The sequence below is a fragment of the Pseudomonas sp. NPDC079086 genome, from assembly GCF_044542155.1.
Classification (GTDB): Bacteria; Pseudomonadota; Gammaproteobacteria; order Pseudomonadales; family Pseudomonadaceae; genus Aquipseudomonas.
On the sequence record NZ_JBITTY010000005.1, the window covers coordinates 125,440 to 142,149 of the forward strand.

Sequence of the window (16,710 nt, forward strand, 5' to 3'; positions counted from 1 at the left end):
CAGCGGACACTACTGCCATGAGCACAGCTTCCCTGCATATCGCGCTGATCAGCGAAACCTTCCCGCCGGAAATCAACGGCGTAGCCAATACCCTCGGGCGGCTGGTCGATGGCCTGCGCGGCAGTGGCCATCGCGTGCAACTGGTGCGCCCACGGCAGAGCGTCGACCCGCGCGGCGCAGCCGATCAGGATTTATTGCTAACCCGTGGTTGGCCGCTGCCCGGTTACCCCGGTTTGCAGTGGGGTCAGTCGTCGATGCACAAACTGCTGCGCAACTGGCAACGGCAGCGCCCGGATGTACTGTATATCGCCACCGAAGGCCCGCTCGGGTTGTCCGCCCTGCGCGCCGCGCGGCGCTTGCAGATCCCGGTAGTCAGCGGTTTTCACACCAATTTTCAGCAGTACACCGGGCATTACGGCTTTGGTCTGTTAACCCGCCTTCTGACCAACTACCTGCGCTGGTTCCACAACCGCTCGCAAATGACCCTGGCGCCCAGCGTCAGCCAGCAGATCGAGCTGCAGCGCCGTGGTTTCGACAACCTGGAACTGCTTTCACGCGGCGTCGACAGTCAGCTGTTCCACCCGGCCAAACGCTGCGCGGCGCTGCGCGAGAGCTGGGGTTTGGCGGAGCAGGACATCGCCATCCTGCACGTCGGCCGTCTGGCAGCGGAAAAGAACCTGGCTCTGCTCAGCAAGAGCTTTCAGGCGCTGCAGCAAGCGCACCCGCAGCGGCGGCTGAAACTGATCCTAGTCGGCGACGGGCCGCAGCGCGCCAGCCTGCAGCAGCAACTGCCCGAGGCGGTGTTCTGCGGCCTGCAGCGTGGAGAAGAACTAGCCGCGCATTACGCCTCGGGCGATCTGTTTCTATTCCCGAGCCTGTCGGAAACCTTCGGTAATGTGGTGCTCGAAGCCCTGGCTTCCGGGCTTGGCGTAGTGGCCTTTGATCAAGCAGCGGCCGCGCAACATATCCGCCACGGGCACAACGGCGCACTCGCCGTAGCAGAAGATGAACAAGGCTTTATCGACGCCGCCAGCTGGCTATTGACCGACCACGAGGGCCTACGCCGGGTGCGCCTGAATGCCCGCCTACATGCCTCACGCCAGGGCTGGCCGGCGATTGTCGAGCTGTTCGAGCAGCATCTGCGCAGCGCCATGCAGCCTGCACAAGAGTTGCCGGCCGGCAGAACGCAGCATTGAAGTGAACATTTGTGGGAGGCGCTTTAGCGGCGAGTTTTCAGCCGCAGTTATCGCAGCTAAAGCGGAACGCCGCCCGGCCCCTCCTACAACAGCACATCCAGACGCTTTACTAGGCGAACTTCCTGGCCACTGATCGCAGCGCCGTAAGCCAATACTTCAACTCCGGCGCTCACCGCCTCACGCAAAGCAGCAGCGTAGGCCGGGTCAATTTCCTCGGCCGGGCGCACCGCATCGATGTCCGTCAGGTTTACGCAATACAGCTGCACCGCACGAATCCCCTCGCGGGCCAGCGCAGCCAGTTCGCGCAGGTGTTTGCTGCCGCGCTCGGTGCGCGCATCGGGAAAGGCGGCAACGCGACTGTCGGCGAACCCCAGGGTCACGCTCTTAACTTCAACGAACGCAGCGCCTGTCGGATAGTCCAGGCGAAAATCGATACGGCTGCGTTCCTGGCCATACGGCACCTCACGCTTGAGGCTGATAAAGCCGTTCAGCTCGCTAATCAGCCCGGCGCGCAGGGCTTCTTCCACCAGCGCATTGGCGCGCCCAGTATTGATTACCGCTAGGCGCCCATGGGGCGTCTCGCCAATTTCCCAGGTGCCCGGCAGCTTGCGCTTGGGGTCGTTGCTGCGGCTGTACCAGATGCGCGCGCCTTCGCTCATGCAGTTGAGCATCGAACCGGTGTTGGCGCAGTGGATGGTCAGCAGCTCGCCGCTGGCCGTCTCAATATCAGCCAGGAAGCGCTTGTAGCGGCGCAGCAAACGCCCCTCTTCTAGCGGCGGATCAAAGCGCATGGGGCTGCCAACTGATCAGGCCACGTTTGATCCGATCCACCGCCTGCTGCAGACGCGGTAGATCCTGGGTGTAGGCAAAACGCACATGTTGCGTGGCCTGATAGCGGCCAAAATCCAGGCCGGGAGTAAAGGCCACGTGCTCGGTTTCCAAAAAGTGCTGGCAGAAAGCAAAGGCGTCGCCGCCAAAGGCGCTGATATCGGCATATAAATAGAAGGCGCCCTCTGGCTCCACGGCGATCTTGAAGCCCAGCTCGCGCAGCGCCGGCAAGAGGAAATCGCGGCGGCGCTGGAACTCGTGGCGGCGCTGTTCGAGTATTTCCAGAGTCTGCGGCTGGAAGCACGCCAGCGCCGCGTGCTGAGCCATGCTTGGCGCGCTGATATACAGATTCTGCGCCAGCTTCTCCAACTCCGGCACGGCGGCCGGCGGTGCAACTAGCCAGCCCAGGCGCCAGCCGGTCATGCCGAAATACTTGGAAAAACTGTTAAGTACAAAGGCATCGTCGTCCACTTCCAGCACGCTGGCCGCATCTACACCGTAGGTCAGACCGTGGTAAATCTCATCCACCACCAGATGGCCACCGCGCGCTTTCAGCGCCTGCGACAGCCCGCCCAGCTCATCACGACTAAGCAAGGTGCCCGTCGGGTTGGCCGGCGATGCCACCAGCGCGCCAACGCTGTGTTGATCCCAATAGCGCTCGACCAGGTCGGGGGTCAGCTGATACCGCACATCCGGCCCTACTGGCACCAACTGCGCTGCGCCTTCGACCAGGCGCAAAAAGTGCCGATTGCAGGGGTAGCCGGGATCGGCCAGCAGCCAGTGCTTGCCAGGGTCGACCAGCAGGCTGGTGGCCAGCAGCAAGGCGCCAGAGCCGCCCGGCGTGATCAGAATGCGCTGTGGGTCGATATTCAGCTGGTAACGCTCGGCATAGAACCCCGCAATCGCTTCACGCAGCGCTGGCAGGCCGCGCGCGGCGGTGTAACGGGTGTGTCCATCGGCCAGTGCCGCCTGGCCGGCAGCGACAATCGGCGCGGCGGTGGTGAAATCCGGCTCACCGATTTCCAGATGGATCACATCATGGCCTTCGGCCTGCAATTGATTGGCTCGGGCCAATAGCGCCATCACGTGAAAAGGTTCTATGGCGCGGCTGCGCGCACTGTAAGACGTGACCATGGGACTGCCTGCCGGGAAGATAAGGCGCGGATTCTAAAGCATACCCGGCACAGCTTCGACAACCGGGAGTAGCGCAGGCTGAGTTGTTCTGGTAAGTTCGCCCGCTTGCAGCCGCAGGGCCAGTTCTACTTGACGTAGAATCGGCAAGGGACACCGTCCTGCGCAGTGGATCAGAAGAGTGAGAGGCGGTCATCCATGCCCACCAAAGCAAAAGCAAAAAGCAGCCAACTGACTCGTGGTTTTGAGCCTTATAAAGAAACTAAAGGCGAAGAATATATGGGCGAGCCAATGCGCGCCCACTTCACCGGCATCCTCAATAAGTGGAAGCTGGAATTGATGCAGGAAGTTGATCGTACTGTGCACCACATGCAGGACGAAGCAGCCAACTTCCCCGATCCAGCGGATCGCGCCAGCCAGGAAGAAGAATTCAGCCTGGAACTGCGTGCCCGTGATCGCGAGCGCAAGCTGATCAAGAAGATCGACGAAACCCTGCAATTGATTGAAGACAACGACTACGGCTGGTGCGATTCCTGCGGTGTAGAAATCGGCATCCGCCGACTGGAAGCCCGCCCGACCGCCACCCTGTGCATTGATTGCAAGACGCTAGCGGAAATCAAAGAAAAACAGGTCGGTTCCTGATCTGACAAAGAGGGTGCTTCGGCACCCTCTGTTGTTTCTGCCCTTCTGTGACAGCTGCGCATGAACACACCCGCCTACATCGGCCGCTTCGCCCCCACCCCCAGCGGTTACCTGCACTTCGGCTCACTCGTCGCCGCCTTGGCATCCTATCTTGATGCGCGCGCACTAAACGGCCGCTGGCTGCTGCGCATGGAAGACCTCGACCCACCACGCGAAGTCGCTGGCGCTCAGGCGGGCATTCTCAGCACCCTGGAAAGCTACGGTTTCGAGTGGGATGGCGAACTGGTACGCCAGAGTGAACGCCACAGCGAATACGCAGCCCTGGTCGAACGCCTACTCTGCCAGGGCCTGGCCTATGCCTGTACCTGCTCGCGCAAGCAGCTGGAAGGCAGCCAGGGGATTTACCCCGGTACTTGCCGCAATGCTGGCCACGGCTTTGCGGATGCGGCGATTCGCCTGCGCGTACCGGAGCTGACCTACCACTTTATTGATCGGGTGCAGGGCGATTACCGCCAGCACCTGGGCCGCGAGGTCGGCGATTTTGTGATTCGGCGCCGCGATGGTCTGTTTGCCTACCAGTTAGCCGTGGTGCTGGATGACGCCTGGCAAGGCGTGACCGATGTGGTGCGCGGGGCTGACCTGCTCGACTCCACCCCGCGCCAACTGTATCTGCAAGAGCTGTTGGGCTTCTCGCAACCGCGCTACCTGCACGTGCCGCTGATTATCCAGCCCGATGGTCACAAGCTGGGTAAATCCTACCGCTCGCCCCCGCTACCCGCCGATCAGGCCACGCCACTGCTGATCCGCGCCCTGCGCGCACTCGGCCAAACATTGCCGGACGGCGCCAGCTATGGCCAACCCGCAGAGCTGTTGCGCTGGGCCAGCCAGCACTGGGACGCCACACGTATTCCGCGCTGCCTAACGCTGGCCGAAGCGCAGCTGCGCTAAGAACCTGCCAACGATCTGCTGCGCGTCGGCCCTGCGGCGTTAAAAACAGGCTCAGATGCTCATGTACAACTCGTACACTCCGCTCCTCGCCTGTTTTTGCCTTGCATGGCTCTAGCTCGCTAGATCGTAGACTGGTTCTCTGTTTAACCATTTGCGGCTATGTCCGCTAACGAACAGAGGCGAACAGACGACGTGCTGTAGGGTGACGACAATGCTGCGACAGCATTCTTCCCGATGGTGCAGGCTTATCCCGACCATCGCGGTACCCGGGTCTTGAGTGTTGGCCGGCCACACCAGCCATAGCGGCCAATAGGCAAAACCAGCACGACGAAGCAACAGGGGCACGGCAATCGTGACTTCGTAGGTCCGCTGTCGCGGTCTCCCAGACGGGTTTCGTTCCTCGGCGCCCGTCGCGCATGCCAATGATGGCTGGAACCGCGCCCCATGACCTCAGTCTTCACCGCTCTATTCAGCCATGCAGCTGCACCTTCGCCATGGCTGGATCACGCCCCAGTACGCGAAGAACTGTTCGGCATCGAACGCCTCGAACAACATGCCTGCACCCTGGCCGCCGCGCAGGCGGTCAGTGCTCGGCCGCCGCGGGTGCTGTCACTGCACCGACGTCTGAATGACAACGCCAAAGTGCTGTTGGCCGCCTACCGCGCCAGCGCAGCCGAGCTGGCCAACGGCCGTGGCGTGGTACCGGCGGCGGAATGGCTGCTGGACAACTACCACCTGGTCGAAGAACAGATCCGCGAAATCCGCGATGACCTGCCGCCTGGCTATTACCGCCAGCTGCCGAAACTGGCCGCAGGGCCCTTTGCCGGCTATCCGCGGGTGCTGGGCCTGGCCTGGGCCTTTATCGCCCACACCGACAGCCACTTTGACCCAGAAATTCTGCAGCGCTACCTCGTCGCCTATCAGCAGGTGCAGCCGCTGACCATTGGCGAGCTGTGGGCGGTGGCGATCACCCTGCGCATCGTGCTGATCGAGAACCTGCGCCGCCTGGCCGACCAGATTAGTGCCGGGCGTAGCGCACGGGACGACGCTGATGCCCTGGCCAGTCGCCTGCTCAGCAAAGGCGCAACGCACACACTCGCCGACAAGGAGCTCAGTGAACGCGCGCGCACGCCGCTGGGTGAGTCCTTTGCCGCGCAGCTGGCCAAGCGCCTGCGCGACCATGACCCCCTCACCACGCCCGCCCTTGGCTGGCTGGAAGAACGCCTGCACGCCCAAGGCAGCAGCATTGATGAGGTGGTGCAGCACGCGCAGCAACGTCAGGGCGCCTCCAACCTCACGGTGCGCAATATCATCACCAGCATGCGCCTGATCTCCGCCATCGACTGGGCGCTGCTGTTCGAGAACGTCAGCCTGGTGGATGCACGCCTGGCGACCGGCAGCGACTTTGCTGCGATGGATTTTGCTACCCGCAACCAATACCGCAGCGCCATCGAGCAGCTGGCCCGTGGCAGCACCTGCACCGAGCTGGACGTTGCCGAGCAGGCCTTGCTGGCGGCGCAACAGGCGCATGTCAGCCACGCCGATGACCACGACCCACGCCTCAGCGACCCCGGCTACCACCTGATCGCTGAAGGTCGCCTGGCGCTGGAACAGCGCATCGGTTTTCGCCCAACGCTGCGCTTGCGCCTCAACCGGGGGCATCTGCACCTCGGCATGCCTGGCTATGTCGGCGCGATTGTTGGCCTGGCCAGCCTGCTGCTCGGCGTGGTGCTGTACTGCCTGGCCAGTCAGGGCGTAACGGCTGGCTGGTTGCTGGCGCTTGGCGTGTTGGGTTTTCTACCGGCCAGCGAAGTGGCCACTGCGCTGATCAACCGTGCCGTCAGCGCCAACTTCGGGGCCATGGGCCTGCCGGGGCTGGAGCTGATTGACGGCGTGCCCAGCAACCTGCGCACCTTGATTGCGGTGCCAACCCTGCTGGGCAGCGAGGCAGACCTGCTGGAGCAGATCGAACGCCTGGAAGTGCACCATTTGTCCGGACACAGCGGCGACCTGAGTTTCGCCCTGCTCACCGACGGCCTGGATGCCACGCAGGAACATTGCCCCGAAGACGACGCCTTGCTGCTGGTCGCCAGCGCTGCCATCAGCGAACTCAACCTGCGTTACGGCCCTGGCATAGCCGGCAGCCGTTTCCTGCTGCTGCACCGTCGCCGCCAGTTCAACCCCAGCGAGAACGTCTGGATGGGCTGGGAGCGCAAACGCGGCAAGCTGCATGAACTCAACCGCCTGCTGCGCGGAGCCGAAGACACCAGCTTTGTCCCAGTCCCAGGACTGAGCCAGCGCATCCCAGACGATGTGCGCTATGTGATTACCCTGGACGCCGACACCCGCCTGCCGCGTGATGCGGCCCTGCGCCTGATTGGCAAGATGGCCCACCCACTGAACCGGCCACGCTTCGATCAGCAACTGCAGCGGGTGATCGGCGGCTACGCGATTCTGCAACCACGGGTCACACCGTCGCTGCCCTTGCAGCGTGAGGGCTCGCTGTACCAAAAGGTATTCTCCAGCCCCGGTGGCATGGATCCTTATGCCGCTACCGTATCCGACGTGTACCAGGACCTGTTTGGCGAAGGCTCCTTTACCGGCAAGGGCATCTACGACATCGATGCCTTCGAAGCCGCATTGGCCGGGCGCGTCGCGGACAACAGCATGCTCAGTCATGACCTGTTCGAAGGTGTATTCGCCCGCGCGGGCCTGGCCTCGGATGTCGAAGTGGTCGAGGAATTTCCCTCGCGCTACGACGTCGCCAGTAAGCGCCAGCATCGCTGGACGCGTGGCGATTGGCAGCTACTGCCGTGGATTCTCGGGCCAATACGCGGCAAGCAGGCGCTGCCGAGCATCGGCCGCTGGAAGATGCTCGATAACCTGCGCCGCTCCCTGCTGGCCCCCGCCACCCTGGCCGCACTGGGCCTGAGCTGGCTGCTGCCACTGCCCGCCGCACTGACGGCCAGCCTGATACTGGTTGCCAGTCTGTTGATCCCTGCGCTGCTACCGCTGTGTTTTGGCCTGTTGCCGGCACGCGCCGGGATTCTCTGGAGCAGCCACCTGGGCAAGTTGCGCGACGACCTGCTGCTGGCCCTGCTGCAGAGTGCGCTGAACCTGGCCTTTCTCGCCGATCAGAGCTGGCGCATGCTGGATGCCATCAGCCGCACCCTGTTCCGCCTGCTGATCAGCCATCGCCACCTGCTGGAATGGACCACTGCTGCGCAAGCGGCAATCCGTCCGCGCCTGAAGCTACCGGGCTTCTACGCTGGCATGGCCGGCGGCACACTGCTCGGCCTGCTGCTGGTTGCTGCAGCGCTGTTCTGGTCACCCGCCATCTGGCCGTTGGTGCTGCCCTTCGCCCTGCTCTGGCTCAGCGCACCCGCCATTGCCCTGCTGGTCAGTCGCTCGCCGCGCGTGGCCAAACGCCTGCTCATCGACCCAGCGCAAACCCGCGAACTGCGCCATATTGCCCGGCGCACCTGGCGCTTCTTCGAAACGTTCGTCAGCACGGCAGACAATCAACTGCCACCGGATAACTTCCAGGAAGACCCCAAAGCGGTTATCGCTCACCGCACCTCACCAACCAATATGGGCCTGTACCTGCTATGCGCCGTCGCGGCACGCGACTTCGGCTGGGCCGGCACCCAGCGCAGCCTCGCCCGCTTACAGGCGACCCTGGCAGTCATGCAGCAACTGCAGCGCCACCGGGGCCACTTCTTCAACTGGTACGACACCCAGGACCTGCGCCCGCTGGCACCGGCCTATGTGTCATCGGTGGACAGCGGCAACCTGGCCGGGCACTTGCTCGTGGTCGCCAATGCCTGCGAAGAATGGCTCAAGGTCCCCATCAGCGCTGACGCCCGCCAGGGTCTGCTCGACAACCTGCAGCTGGCCAGCGCCACCCTGGCGGCTCTGCCAGCCACTAGCAGCGAGCGGGGTCAGCAACTGGATGAACTCCTGCAGCAGATCGACGCCGCGCTGCAGGGTGTGCAGCCGCTGCACAGCCTGCTGCCTTCGCTACTGCGCCTGAGCGACAAGGCCGCTCAGCTCGCCAGTGGCCTGACCTCGCTCGACAGTGCTGAGCATGCCGCCGACCTTTTGTTCTGGTTGCAGGCGCTTACTCAGGCGCTGGGTGACCTGCAGCATGACGCACACCTGAGCGACACGGAATGCACAGGCTTGCATAACAATTTACGTACCGTCGCCGAGCAGGCGCGCAGCATGGCCATGGCCATGGACTTTGCCTTCCTGCTGGAGCCGGAGCGCAAACTGCTGTCGATCGGCTTCTGCCTGAGCGACAACAGCCTCGACAGCAGCTGCTATGACCTGCTCGCCTCTGAGGCACGCCTGGCCAGCCTGTTCGCCATCGCCAAGGGCGATGTCAGCACCCGCCACTGGTTCCGTCTGGGCCGTACCGCCACCCCACTGGGCAACGGCTCAGCGTTGATCTCCTGGTCCGGCTCGATGTTCGAATACCTGATGCCGTCACTGGTCATGCGCGCGCCGTCCGGCAGCCTGCTGGAACAGACCAACCGCTTGGTGGTGGCCCGCCAGGCGGCTTACGGGCAAGCGCTGGGCATTCCCTGGGGCATCTCCGAGTCCGCCTACAACGCCCGCGACCTGGAGCTGACCTACCAATACTCGAATTTCGGCGTACCGGGCCTGGGCCTCAAACGCGGCTTGTCCGCCAACCGGGTGATTGCCCCATATGCCACCGGACTGGCTACCATGGTCGACCCGCTGGCCGCGCTCGCCAACTACCAGCGCCTGGCCGAGATGGGCGCACTGGGGCGCTATGGTTACTACGAAGCGCTGGACTTCACACCTGCGCGTCTGCCGGAAGGTCAGCCATTCGCCATCGTGCGCAACTTTATGGCCCACCATCAGGGCATGAGCATCGTCGCCATCGCCAATACCCTGCATGGCGGCCAGATGCGCGAGCGCTTCCACCGCGAGCCAATGATTCAGGCCTGCGAGCTGCTGTTGCAAGAACGCATGCCGCGCAATGTGGCCGTTGCCCACCCGCGCGCTGAAGAAGTCAGCGCCTGCGCAACAGATACCGACTGTGCCCAACCGAGCGAGCGCCGGCTCAACCATTTAAACGGCAATCCGCCAGTTACCCACCTGCTCAGCAACGGCCGCTACAGCGTGATGCTCACCGCCAGCGGCGCGGGCTACAGCCGCTGGCGCGACATCGCCATCACCCGCTGGCAGGAAGACAGCACCCGCGACCACCATGGCTCGTTCATCTTCCTCTGGGACACGCAAAACGACAGCCGCTGGTCTATTGGCGCGCAGCCCAGCACTGGCATGCCCTACAACGAAGTGGTGTTCGCCGAGGACTACGCCAGCTACAACCGCCAGGATGGCAACCTCACTACCGTCCTGGAAATTCTGGTATCCGGCGAAGATGACGGTGAAGTACGCCGCGTCTCGCTGACCAACAGCGGCCGGGTAACGCGGGAAATCGAACTGACCTCCTACGCCGAACTGGTGCTGGCCAGCGCCGCCAGCGACAACGCCCACCCGGCGTTCTCCAAGCTGTTTGTGGTCACCGAGTACCTGCCTGCCTTTGCCGCCCTGATTGCCACGCGTCGTCCACGTAGCGCCAGCGAGCAACCAATCTGGGCCGCGCACTTTGCCGTGGTGGAAGGTGAGGTGAGCGCAGAGCCACAGTACGAAACCGACCGCGCGCGCTTTCTCGGGCGCAGTTGCGCACTGCATGCCGCAGCGGTCATCCGCCAGGGTCAGCACCTGTCCAACAGCGTGGGTACGGTACTCGATCCGATCTTCTCGCTACGCCAGCGCATCCTGGTAGGCCCGGGGAAAATCGCCCGCGTGGCCTTCTGGACGCTGGTGGCGCCCTCGCGGGAGGCGCTGCTCGACCTGATCGACAAACACCATGACCGCAGTGCCTTCGAGCGGGCGAAAACCCTGGCCTGGACTCAAGCTCAGGTGGAGCTGCGCCACCTCGACATGCATGCTGCCGAAGCCGCTGACTTTCAGCGTTTGGCAGCGCCCATCCTGTACGCCGATTCACGCTTTCGCGCCCCAACTGCCAGCCTGCTGCGCGGCCTTGGCAGCCAGGCGGGGTTGTGGTCACAGGGGATTTCCGGCGACTTGCCGATTGTGCTGCTGCGCATTAGCGACAGCGAAGACATCGCCCAGGTGCGGCAACTGTTACGCGCCCACGAATACTGGCGAATGAAGCGCTTGGCGGTGGATCTGGTGATCGTTAATGAACACGCCTCCTCCTACCAACAGGACTTACAGATCGCCATCGAAACGGCCGTACGCAGCAGCCAGTTACGCCCGCGCTTTGCCACCGAACTGGCGCAAGGCTCAGTATTCGTGTTGCGCGCGGACCTGCTCAGTGGCGAGTTCCGTGAGAGTCTGCAAGCTGTGGCAAGGGTTCTGCTGATGGCCCATCGCGGGCCTGTCTCCGAGCAACTGGCTCGCATCCAGCCCATCACCACGCCACCCGAAGCCAGCGCCGACAGTTACAGCGCGCAGCACATCGCCGTAGCACGCACCAAACCGCGCCCCGACATGCTCGAGTTTGCCAACGGCCTGGGCGGTTTCGACCGCGATGGCCGCGAGTACGTGGTGCGTCTGAACGCCTGGAGTAACACCCCGGCGCCTTGGATCAACGTCATCGCCAATGCGCAGTTCGGCTTTCAGGCATCGGCCGAAGGCAGCGGATACACCTGGGCCGGCAATAGCCGGGAAAACCAGCTCACGCCCTGGTCCAACGACCCGGTCAGCGATCCGCCCGGCGAAGCCCTGTACGTGCGCGACGAGGACAGCCTGGCGTTGTTCAGCCCCACCGCCCAGCCGCTGCGCGACAGTGGTCACTATGAAGCGCGCCATGGCTTTGGCTACAGCCGCTTCAGCCATCAGGCCGGCGGCATTGCCATGGAGCTGTTGCAGTACGTGCCCCTGCATGACCCGATCAAGATTTCCCGACTCACCTTGCGCAACCTCTCCGACCGGCCACGACGCTTGAGTGTCAGCGCTTATGCCGAATGGGTGCTGGGCACCACGCGGGCGGCCAGCGCGCCGTTTATCGTCAGCCGCCAGGACATCGCCACGGGCGCGATCCTGGTACGCAACCGCTGGAGCATTGCCTTCGCCGGGCGTAGCGCCTTCAGCGACCTCGGTGGCCAGCAAAGCAGTTGGACCGCCGACCGCTGCGAATTTATCGGGCGTAACGGCAGCCTCGCGCAACCGGCGGCCCTCGCCCGGCAAACAGCACTGAGTGGCAATCTGGGTGCGGGGCTCGACCCCTGCACGGCACTGCAATGCGAGTTCGAGCTACAGCCCGGAGAAAGCAAGGAAGTGCTCTGGCTACTCGGCCAATGCGCCAGCGAGCAAAAAGCCAGCGCCTTGATCAAGCACTACCGCCAGGCCGACCTAGACGCCGTGCTGGCCGAAGTGCAGGCGTACTGGCAGCAGCTGCTCGGCGCCGTTCAGGTGCAAACCCCAAGCCGCGCCATGGACATCATGCTCAACGGCTGGCTGCTCTATCAGACTTTGGCGTGCCGCATCTGGGCGCGCTCGGCGTTCTACCAGGCCAGTGGCGCCTATGGCTTTCGCGACCAGTTGCAGGACGGCATGGCGCTGACCTTTGCCAGCTCGGAGACAACTCGCAAACACATTCTGCGCGCCGCCAGCCGTCAGTTTGTGGAAGGCGATGTGCAGCACTGGTGGCTGCCGCATTCCGGCCAGGGCGTGCGCACGCGCATTTCCGATGACCGGGTGTGGCTGGCTTACGCCACGGCCCAATACATCCAGAGCACGGCGGATACAGCGATTCTCGATGAGTCCGTGGATTTTCTTGAAGGCCCACAGCTGGCGGCCGGCGAGCACGATGCGTTCTTCCAACCCATGCAAGCGGATGCGCCCGCCTCGCTGTTTGAGCACTGCGCCCGTGGCCTGGACCAATGTCTGCAGCTGACCGGCGAACTGGGGCTGCCGCTGATGGGTGGCGGTGACTGGAACGACGGCATGAACCGCGTCGGCGAACACGGCAAGGGCGAAAGCGTCTGGCTGGGTTGGCTGCTGCTGCGCACCATCGCCCTGTTTGCGCCCTATGCCGAAGTGCATGACAGCGCCCGCGCGGCGCGCTGGCAGGCGCATGCCGAGGCACTGCGCAGCGCGCTGCAGGTGCATGCCTGGGACGGTCAGTGGTACCGCCGCGCGACCTTCGATGACGGCACCTGGCTCGGCTCAGCGCAGAACACGGAGTGTCAGATCGACTCCATTGCCCAGTCCTGGGCGGTATTGTCCGAGGGTGCCGACCCCGTGCGCGCGAATATGGCCATGGCCTCACTGCAGCGCCAGCTGGTCCACGAGGACGACGGCATCGCCCTGCTATTCACTCCCCCCTTCGACAAAACACCGCTGGAGCCCGGTTACATCAAGGGCTACCCGCCAGGCCTGCGCGAAAACGGCGGGCAATACAGCCACGCGGCGATGTGGGCGATTCTGGCCTATTGTCGGCTAGGCTCCGCGCAGCAAGCCTTCGCCCTGTTTGATCTGGTCAACCCGATCAACCACAGCCTTAACCCTGAGGCCAGCCAACGCTACAAGGTTGAGCCCTATGTACTGGCAGCCGATGTGTATGCGGTGGCCCCACACATCGGCCGAGGTGGCTGGACCTGGTACACCGGTGCCGCCGGTTGGATGTACCGTGCCGGCGTTGAAGGCATTCTCGGCATTCGCCGCGAAGGTGACTGGCTGCTACTCAACCCGTGCATTCCGAGCGACTGGCCAGGCTTTAGCGCGCAAATAACGCTGGGTGACAGCCACTTCCAGATTCAGCTCGATAACCCCGCACAGCGCAGCCAAGGTATTCGCCAGGCCTGGCTCGACGAGCAGCCAATCGACTGCGCGCAAGGGCAACTGCGGGTAGCGCTAGATGGGGGCGCGCATCAGCTGCGTGCAGAGCTATAACGCGGGCGGGGTGGGTTCAGCCAACAGTTCGGCCAGCTCATCACAGCCACTCTGTACCGCCCCTAACGCGGCGGTGCAGATGGCCCGGTAACGCTGCAGAACCAGCTCGCCAGTGGCGGTGAGCTGAGTGCCTCCGCCGTGCTTACCGCCGGCCAGCGTGCTGACCAGCGGCTGCTTGAAACTGCGATTCATGGTTTCCACCAACAACCAGGCACGCCGATAGGACATGCCCATGGCGCGCGCGGCAGCACTGATCGAGCCTTGCTCGGCAATCGCCGCCAACAGCTCAGCCTTGCCGGGGCCGATGGCAATGTCAGAGCCGTTATGCAGGCGGATTTTCAGATCAAGACGGTACATGCGCGGGTCACAACGAGGGATTCGCTGCGCAGCCTAACGCCTGATCAAATCAGGTGGAAGGGTCGACGCAACCTGTAGGAGCGGGCTTGCCCGCGATGCTTTTCTGTCGAAATCGATTCGCGGGCATGGCACTAGGCGTCCCCCCCGCTCCTACAAAGGCTACGTATGCTGGTATGGCAGTTTTAAATTCGGCCCATTAACAGCAGCACCACCAGCACAATCACCACTACGCCCAATCCGCCCGTAGGCCCGTAACCCCAGCTTTTGCTGTGTGGCCAAGCGGGTATGGCGCCGATCAATAACAGCACCAGCACGATCAATAGAATGGTACCCAGGCTCATGGCGTTCTCCTTGATGAGTCACTGCAGCACGCCGGAACAGCAGGTACCGAGATGGCACCCAAGCGCTTCATCATGCTGCACGCCACAGCAAGCCCTGTCGGTGCGCTATCGAACCGATGGGCGTTGCCCTATTCGGCGGCCAGTGCACCATCCACAATCTGCTGCGCCTCGCTGAAGATGCGCTGCAAGTGCGCTTCATCGCGAAAGCTCTCGGCGTAAATCTTGTAGATGTCTTCAGTGCCTGACGGTCGCGCGGCGAACCAGCCGCCTTCGCTGATCACCTTGATCCCGCCAATCGCCGCGCCATTACCCGGCGCCTTATCGAGCACCTGGGTAATCGCATCGCCGGCCAGTTCACGGCTGCTGATCTGCGCGGGCGAGAGTTTGCCCAGGGCCTTCTTCTGCGCAGGTGTGGCGGGTGCATCGACGCGGTCGGCGTAGATGGTGCCGAACTCCTCGTTCAGCCCCTGATACAGCTCGCCAGGGTCGCGCCCGCTAACCGCGGTCATTTCTGCGGAAAGCAGTGCCAAAGCAATGCCGTCCTTATCGGTGGTCCAGACTCGGCCATCGCGGCGCAGGAAGGTCGCCCCGGCGCTTTCCTCGCCGCCAAAACCGAGGGAGCCATCGAACAGGCCGCTGGCAAACCATTTAAAGCCCACTGGCACTTCCTGCATCGGCCGGCCCAGGCGCTGGCTGACGCGGTCGATCATTGCGCTGCTGACCAGGGTTTTACCAACGGCCGCCGTGGCACTCCACTGCGGGCGGTGCTGGAACAGGTAATCAATCGCCACACTGAGAAAGTGGTTAGCCGGCAGCAGGCCGACGCTCGGCGCAACAATGCCGTGACGGTCGTAATCGGTATCGCAGGCAAAGGCGATGTCATAACCGTTTTTCAGGCTGATCAGGCGCTGCATGGCATAGCTGGAGGACGGGTCCATGCGGATCTGCCCGTCCCAGTCCAGGCTCATAAAGGCGAACTGCGGGTCGATGGTCTGGCTCACCACCTCCAGATTTATGCCGTACTGCTCGGCAATCCGCCCCCAGTAATGCACGCCAGCACCGCCCAGCGGATCGACACCCAAACGCAAACCGGCGGCGCGAATCGGCGCGAAGTCGATGACATTGCCCAAGTCGTTCACATAACTACCGAGGTAATCGTATTCCTGCACATTGGCGGCCTGGCGCGCCTGCGCCAGGTGCATACGCTTAACCTCTCGCAAGCCGCCCTCAAGCAAGGCATTGGCGCGGTTCTGCACCCAGGTGGTGATGTCGCTGTCGGCTGGGCCGCCATTGGTGGGGTTGTATTTGAAGCCACCGCTGTCTGGCGGGTTGTGCGAGGGGGTGATGACAATGCCATCGGCCAGACCGCTGCTACGGCCCTGGTTGTGCACCAGAATCGCCTGGGAAATCGCCGGGGTTGGGGTGAATTCGCCCCCCGCAGAAATCATCGTCTGCACGCCATTGGCCGCCAGCACTTCAATCGCGCTGTCCAACGCCGGCTGCGACAGCGCATGGGTATCGGCACCGATAAACAACGGGCCGCTGATGCCCTGGGCGCTGCGGTAATCACAAATCGCCTGACTGATCGCCAGCACATGTGCCTCATTGAAACTGTGCGCCAGCGAGCTGCCACGATGCCCGGAAGTACCGAACGCGACCCGCTGGCTCGCAACGCCAAGGTCCGGCTGCAGCTCAAAATAGGCCGCCAACAGCGCAGGGATATCAGTCAACAGGGAAGCAGGTGCCGGCTGACCGGCCAGAGGGTGAATACGCGGGCTCACAACAGACTCCAGGTGGTTATGGACGGTGAAACGTGCGCCAGTCTAACAGCCCAATCGAGCTTTCCGGACATGCATTGGACGCAGGCTAACTAAGTGCGATAACGCACCGACAACGCCACGCGAATAACTGAATCTGACGCTGCGCGCCATGCCTGTTGCCATAAGACCTCCTGCAGGTAGGTGGCTGACGCGTACTGAAATGGCATATGCAGCAGTTGTCGACGTCATACCGCAGCTCAAGCGCGGTAGCTGGACGTTGTGCATAGGAGAACGACGCCTAGCAAACGTCCACAACCGTGGAGAGATCACATGGACAGGTTCGGATACGCGCGCACAACTGCCCAACTCGGCGCCTTGGTACTGTTGCTGCTAAGCGCCAGCGCACAGGCCGGTGGACTATTTGCCCCCAAAATATTCAATACAGCGCCGCCGCAAAGCGCGACATCGTCCCCGGGCGCGCAGAACAACCTGTACAAGGCAGCCTTGCAGCCCGCGCTTGTAAGCCGCCAACAGCACGCCAGCAGAGCC

9 protein-coding genes are annotated in these 16,710 nt (G+C 63.2%); 4 read left to right on the forward strand and 5 right to left on the reverse strand.

Annotated features, from left to right (window positions below):
* Positions 1-17: 17 nt before the first annotated feature.
* Positions 18-1,196 carry a glycosyltransferase family 4 protein gene (locus tag ACIGEK_RS20130; protein WP_397495021.1) on the forward strand — a complete coding sequence of 393 codons (1,179 nt, stop codon included), beginning with the start codon at positions 18-20 and terminating at the stop codon, positions 1,194-1,196.
* An 83-nt stretch (positions 1,197-1,279) separates the two neighbouring features.
* Here the strand turns inward: ACIGEK_RS20130 and sfsA are convergent, their stop codons facing one another.
* On the reverse strand, positions 1,280-1,987 hold the full coding sequence (sfsA, locus tag ACIGEK_RS20135) for a DNA/RNA nuclease SfsA (protein WP_397495022.1): 708 nt from the start codon (positions 1,985-1,987) through the stop codon (positions 1,280-1,282).
* On the reverse strand, positions 1,977-3,158 hold the full coding sequence (locus ACIGEK_RS20140) for a pyridoxal phosphate-dependent aminotransferase (protein ID WP_397495023.1): 1,182 nt from the start codon (positions 3,156-3,158) through the stop codon (positions 1,977-1,979). Before ACIGEK_RS20140 ends, sfsA begins: the two co-directional genes overlap by 11 nt.
* Positions 3,159-3,353: 195 nt before the next feature.
* Here ACIGEK_RS20140 and dksA point away from each other — a divergent pair, with 195 nt between their 5' ends.
* From dksA to ACIGEK_RS20155, 3 genes are all read left to right on the forward strand, one after another.
* On the forward strand, positions 3,354-3,797 hold the full coding sequence (dksA, locus tag ACIGEK_RS20145; protein WP_274088801.1) for an RNA polymerase-binding protein DksA: 444 nt from the start codon (positions 3,354-3,356) through the stop codon (positions 3,795-3,797).
* A 60-nt stretch (positions 3,798-3,857) separates the two neighbouring features.
* Complete coding sequence (gene gluQRS / locus ACIGEK_RS20150; protein ID WP_397495025.1) at positions 3,858-4,745, forward strand: tRNA glutamyl-Q(34) synthetase GluQRS; 888 nt, start codon at positions 3,858-3,860, stop codon at positions 4,743-4,745.
* Between the two features lie 444 nt (positions 4,746-5,189).
* Positions 5,190-13,703 carry a GH36-type glycosyl hydrolase domain-containing protein gene (locus ACIGEK_RS20155; RefSeq protein WP_397495026.1) on the forward strand — a complete coding sequence of 2,838 codons (8,514 nt, stop codon included), beginning with the start codon at positions 5,190-5,192 and terminating at the stop codon, positions 13,701-13,703.
* Here the strand turns inward: ACIGEK_RS20155 and ACIGEK_RS20160 are convergent.
* The 3 genes from ACIGEK_RS20160 to pgm form a co-directional block, all read right to left on the reverse strand.
* Positions 13,698-14,060, reverse strand: a complete 363-nt coding sequence (locus ACIGEK_RS20160) for a winged helix-turn-helix domain-containing protein (protein ID WP_397495027.1) — start codon at positions 14,058-14,060, stop codon at positions 13,698-13,700. The two genes, ACIGEK_RS20155 and ACIGEK_RS20160, sit on opposite strands and share 6 nt — an antisense overlap.
* 182 nt (positions 14,061-14,242) lie before the next feature.
* Positions 14,243-14,401: a DUF3309 family protein gene (locus ACIGEK_RS20165; RefSeq protein WP_397495028.1), complete on the reverse strand. Its 159-nt coding sequence runs from the start codon at positions 14,399-14,401 to the stop codon at positions 14,243-14,245.
* A gap of 128 nt (positions 14,402-14,529) precedes the next feature.
* The gene (gene pgm / locus ACIGEK_RS20170; protein WP_397495029.1) at positions 14,530-16,182 is read right to left on the reverse strand and encodes a phosphoglucomutase (alpha-D-glucose-1,6-bisphosphate-dependent); all 1,653 of its coding nucleotides are present in this window, start codon (positions 16,180-16,182) and stop codon (positions 14,530-14,532) included.
* Positions 16,183-16,710 lie beyond the last annotated feature (528 nt).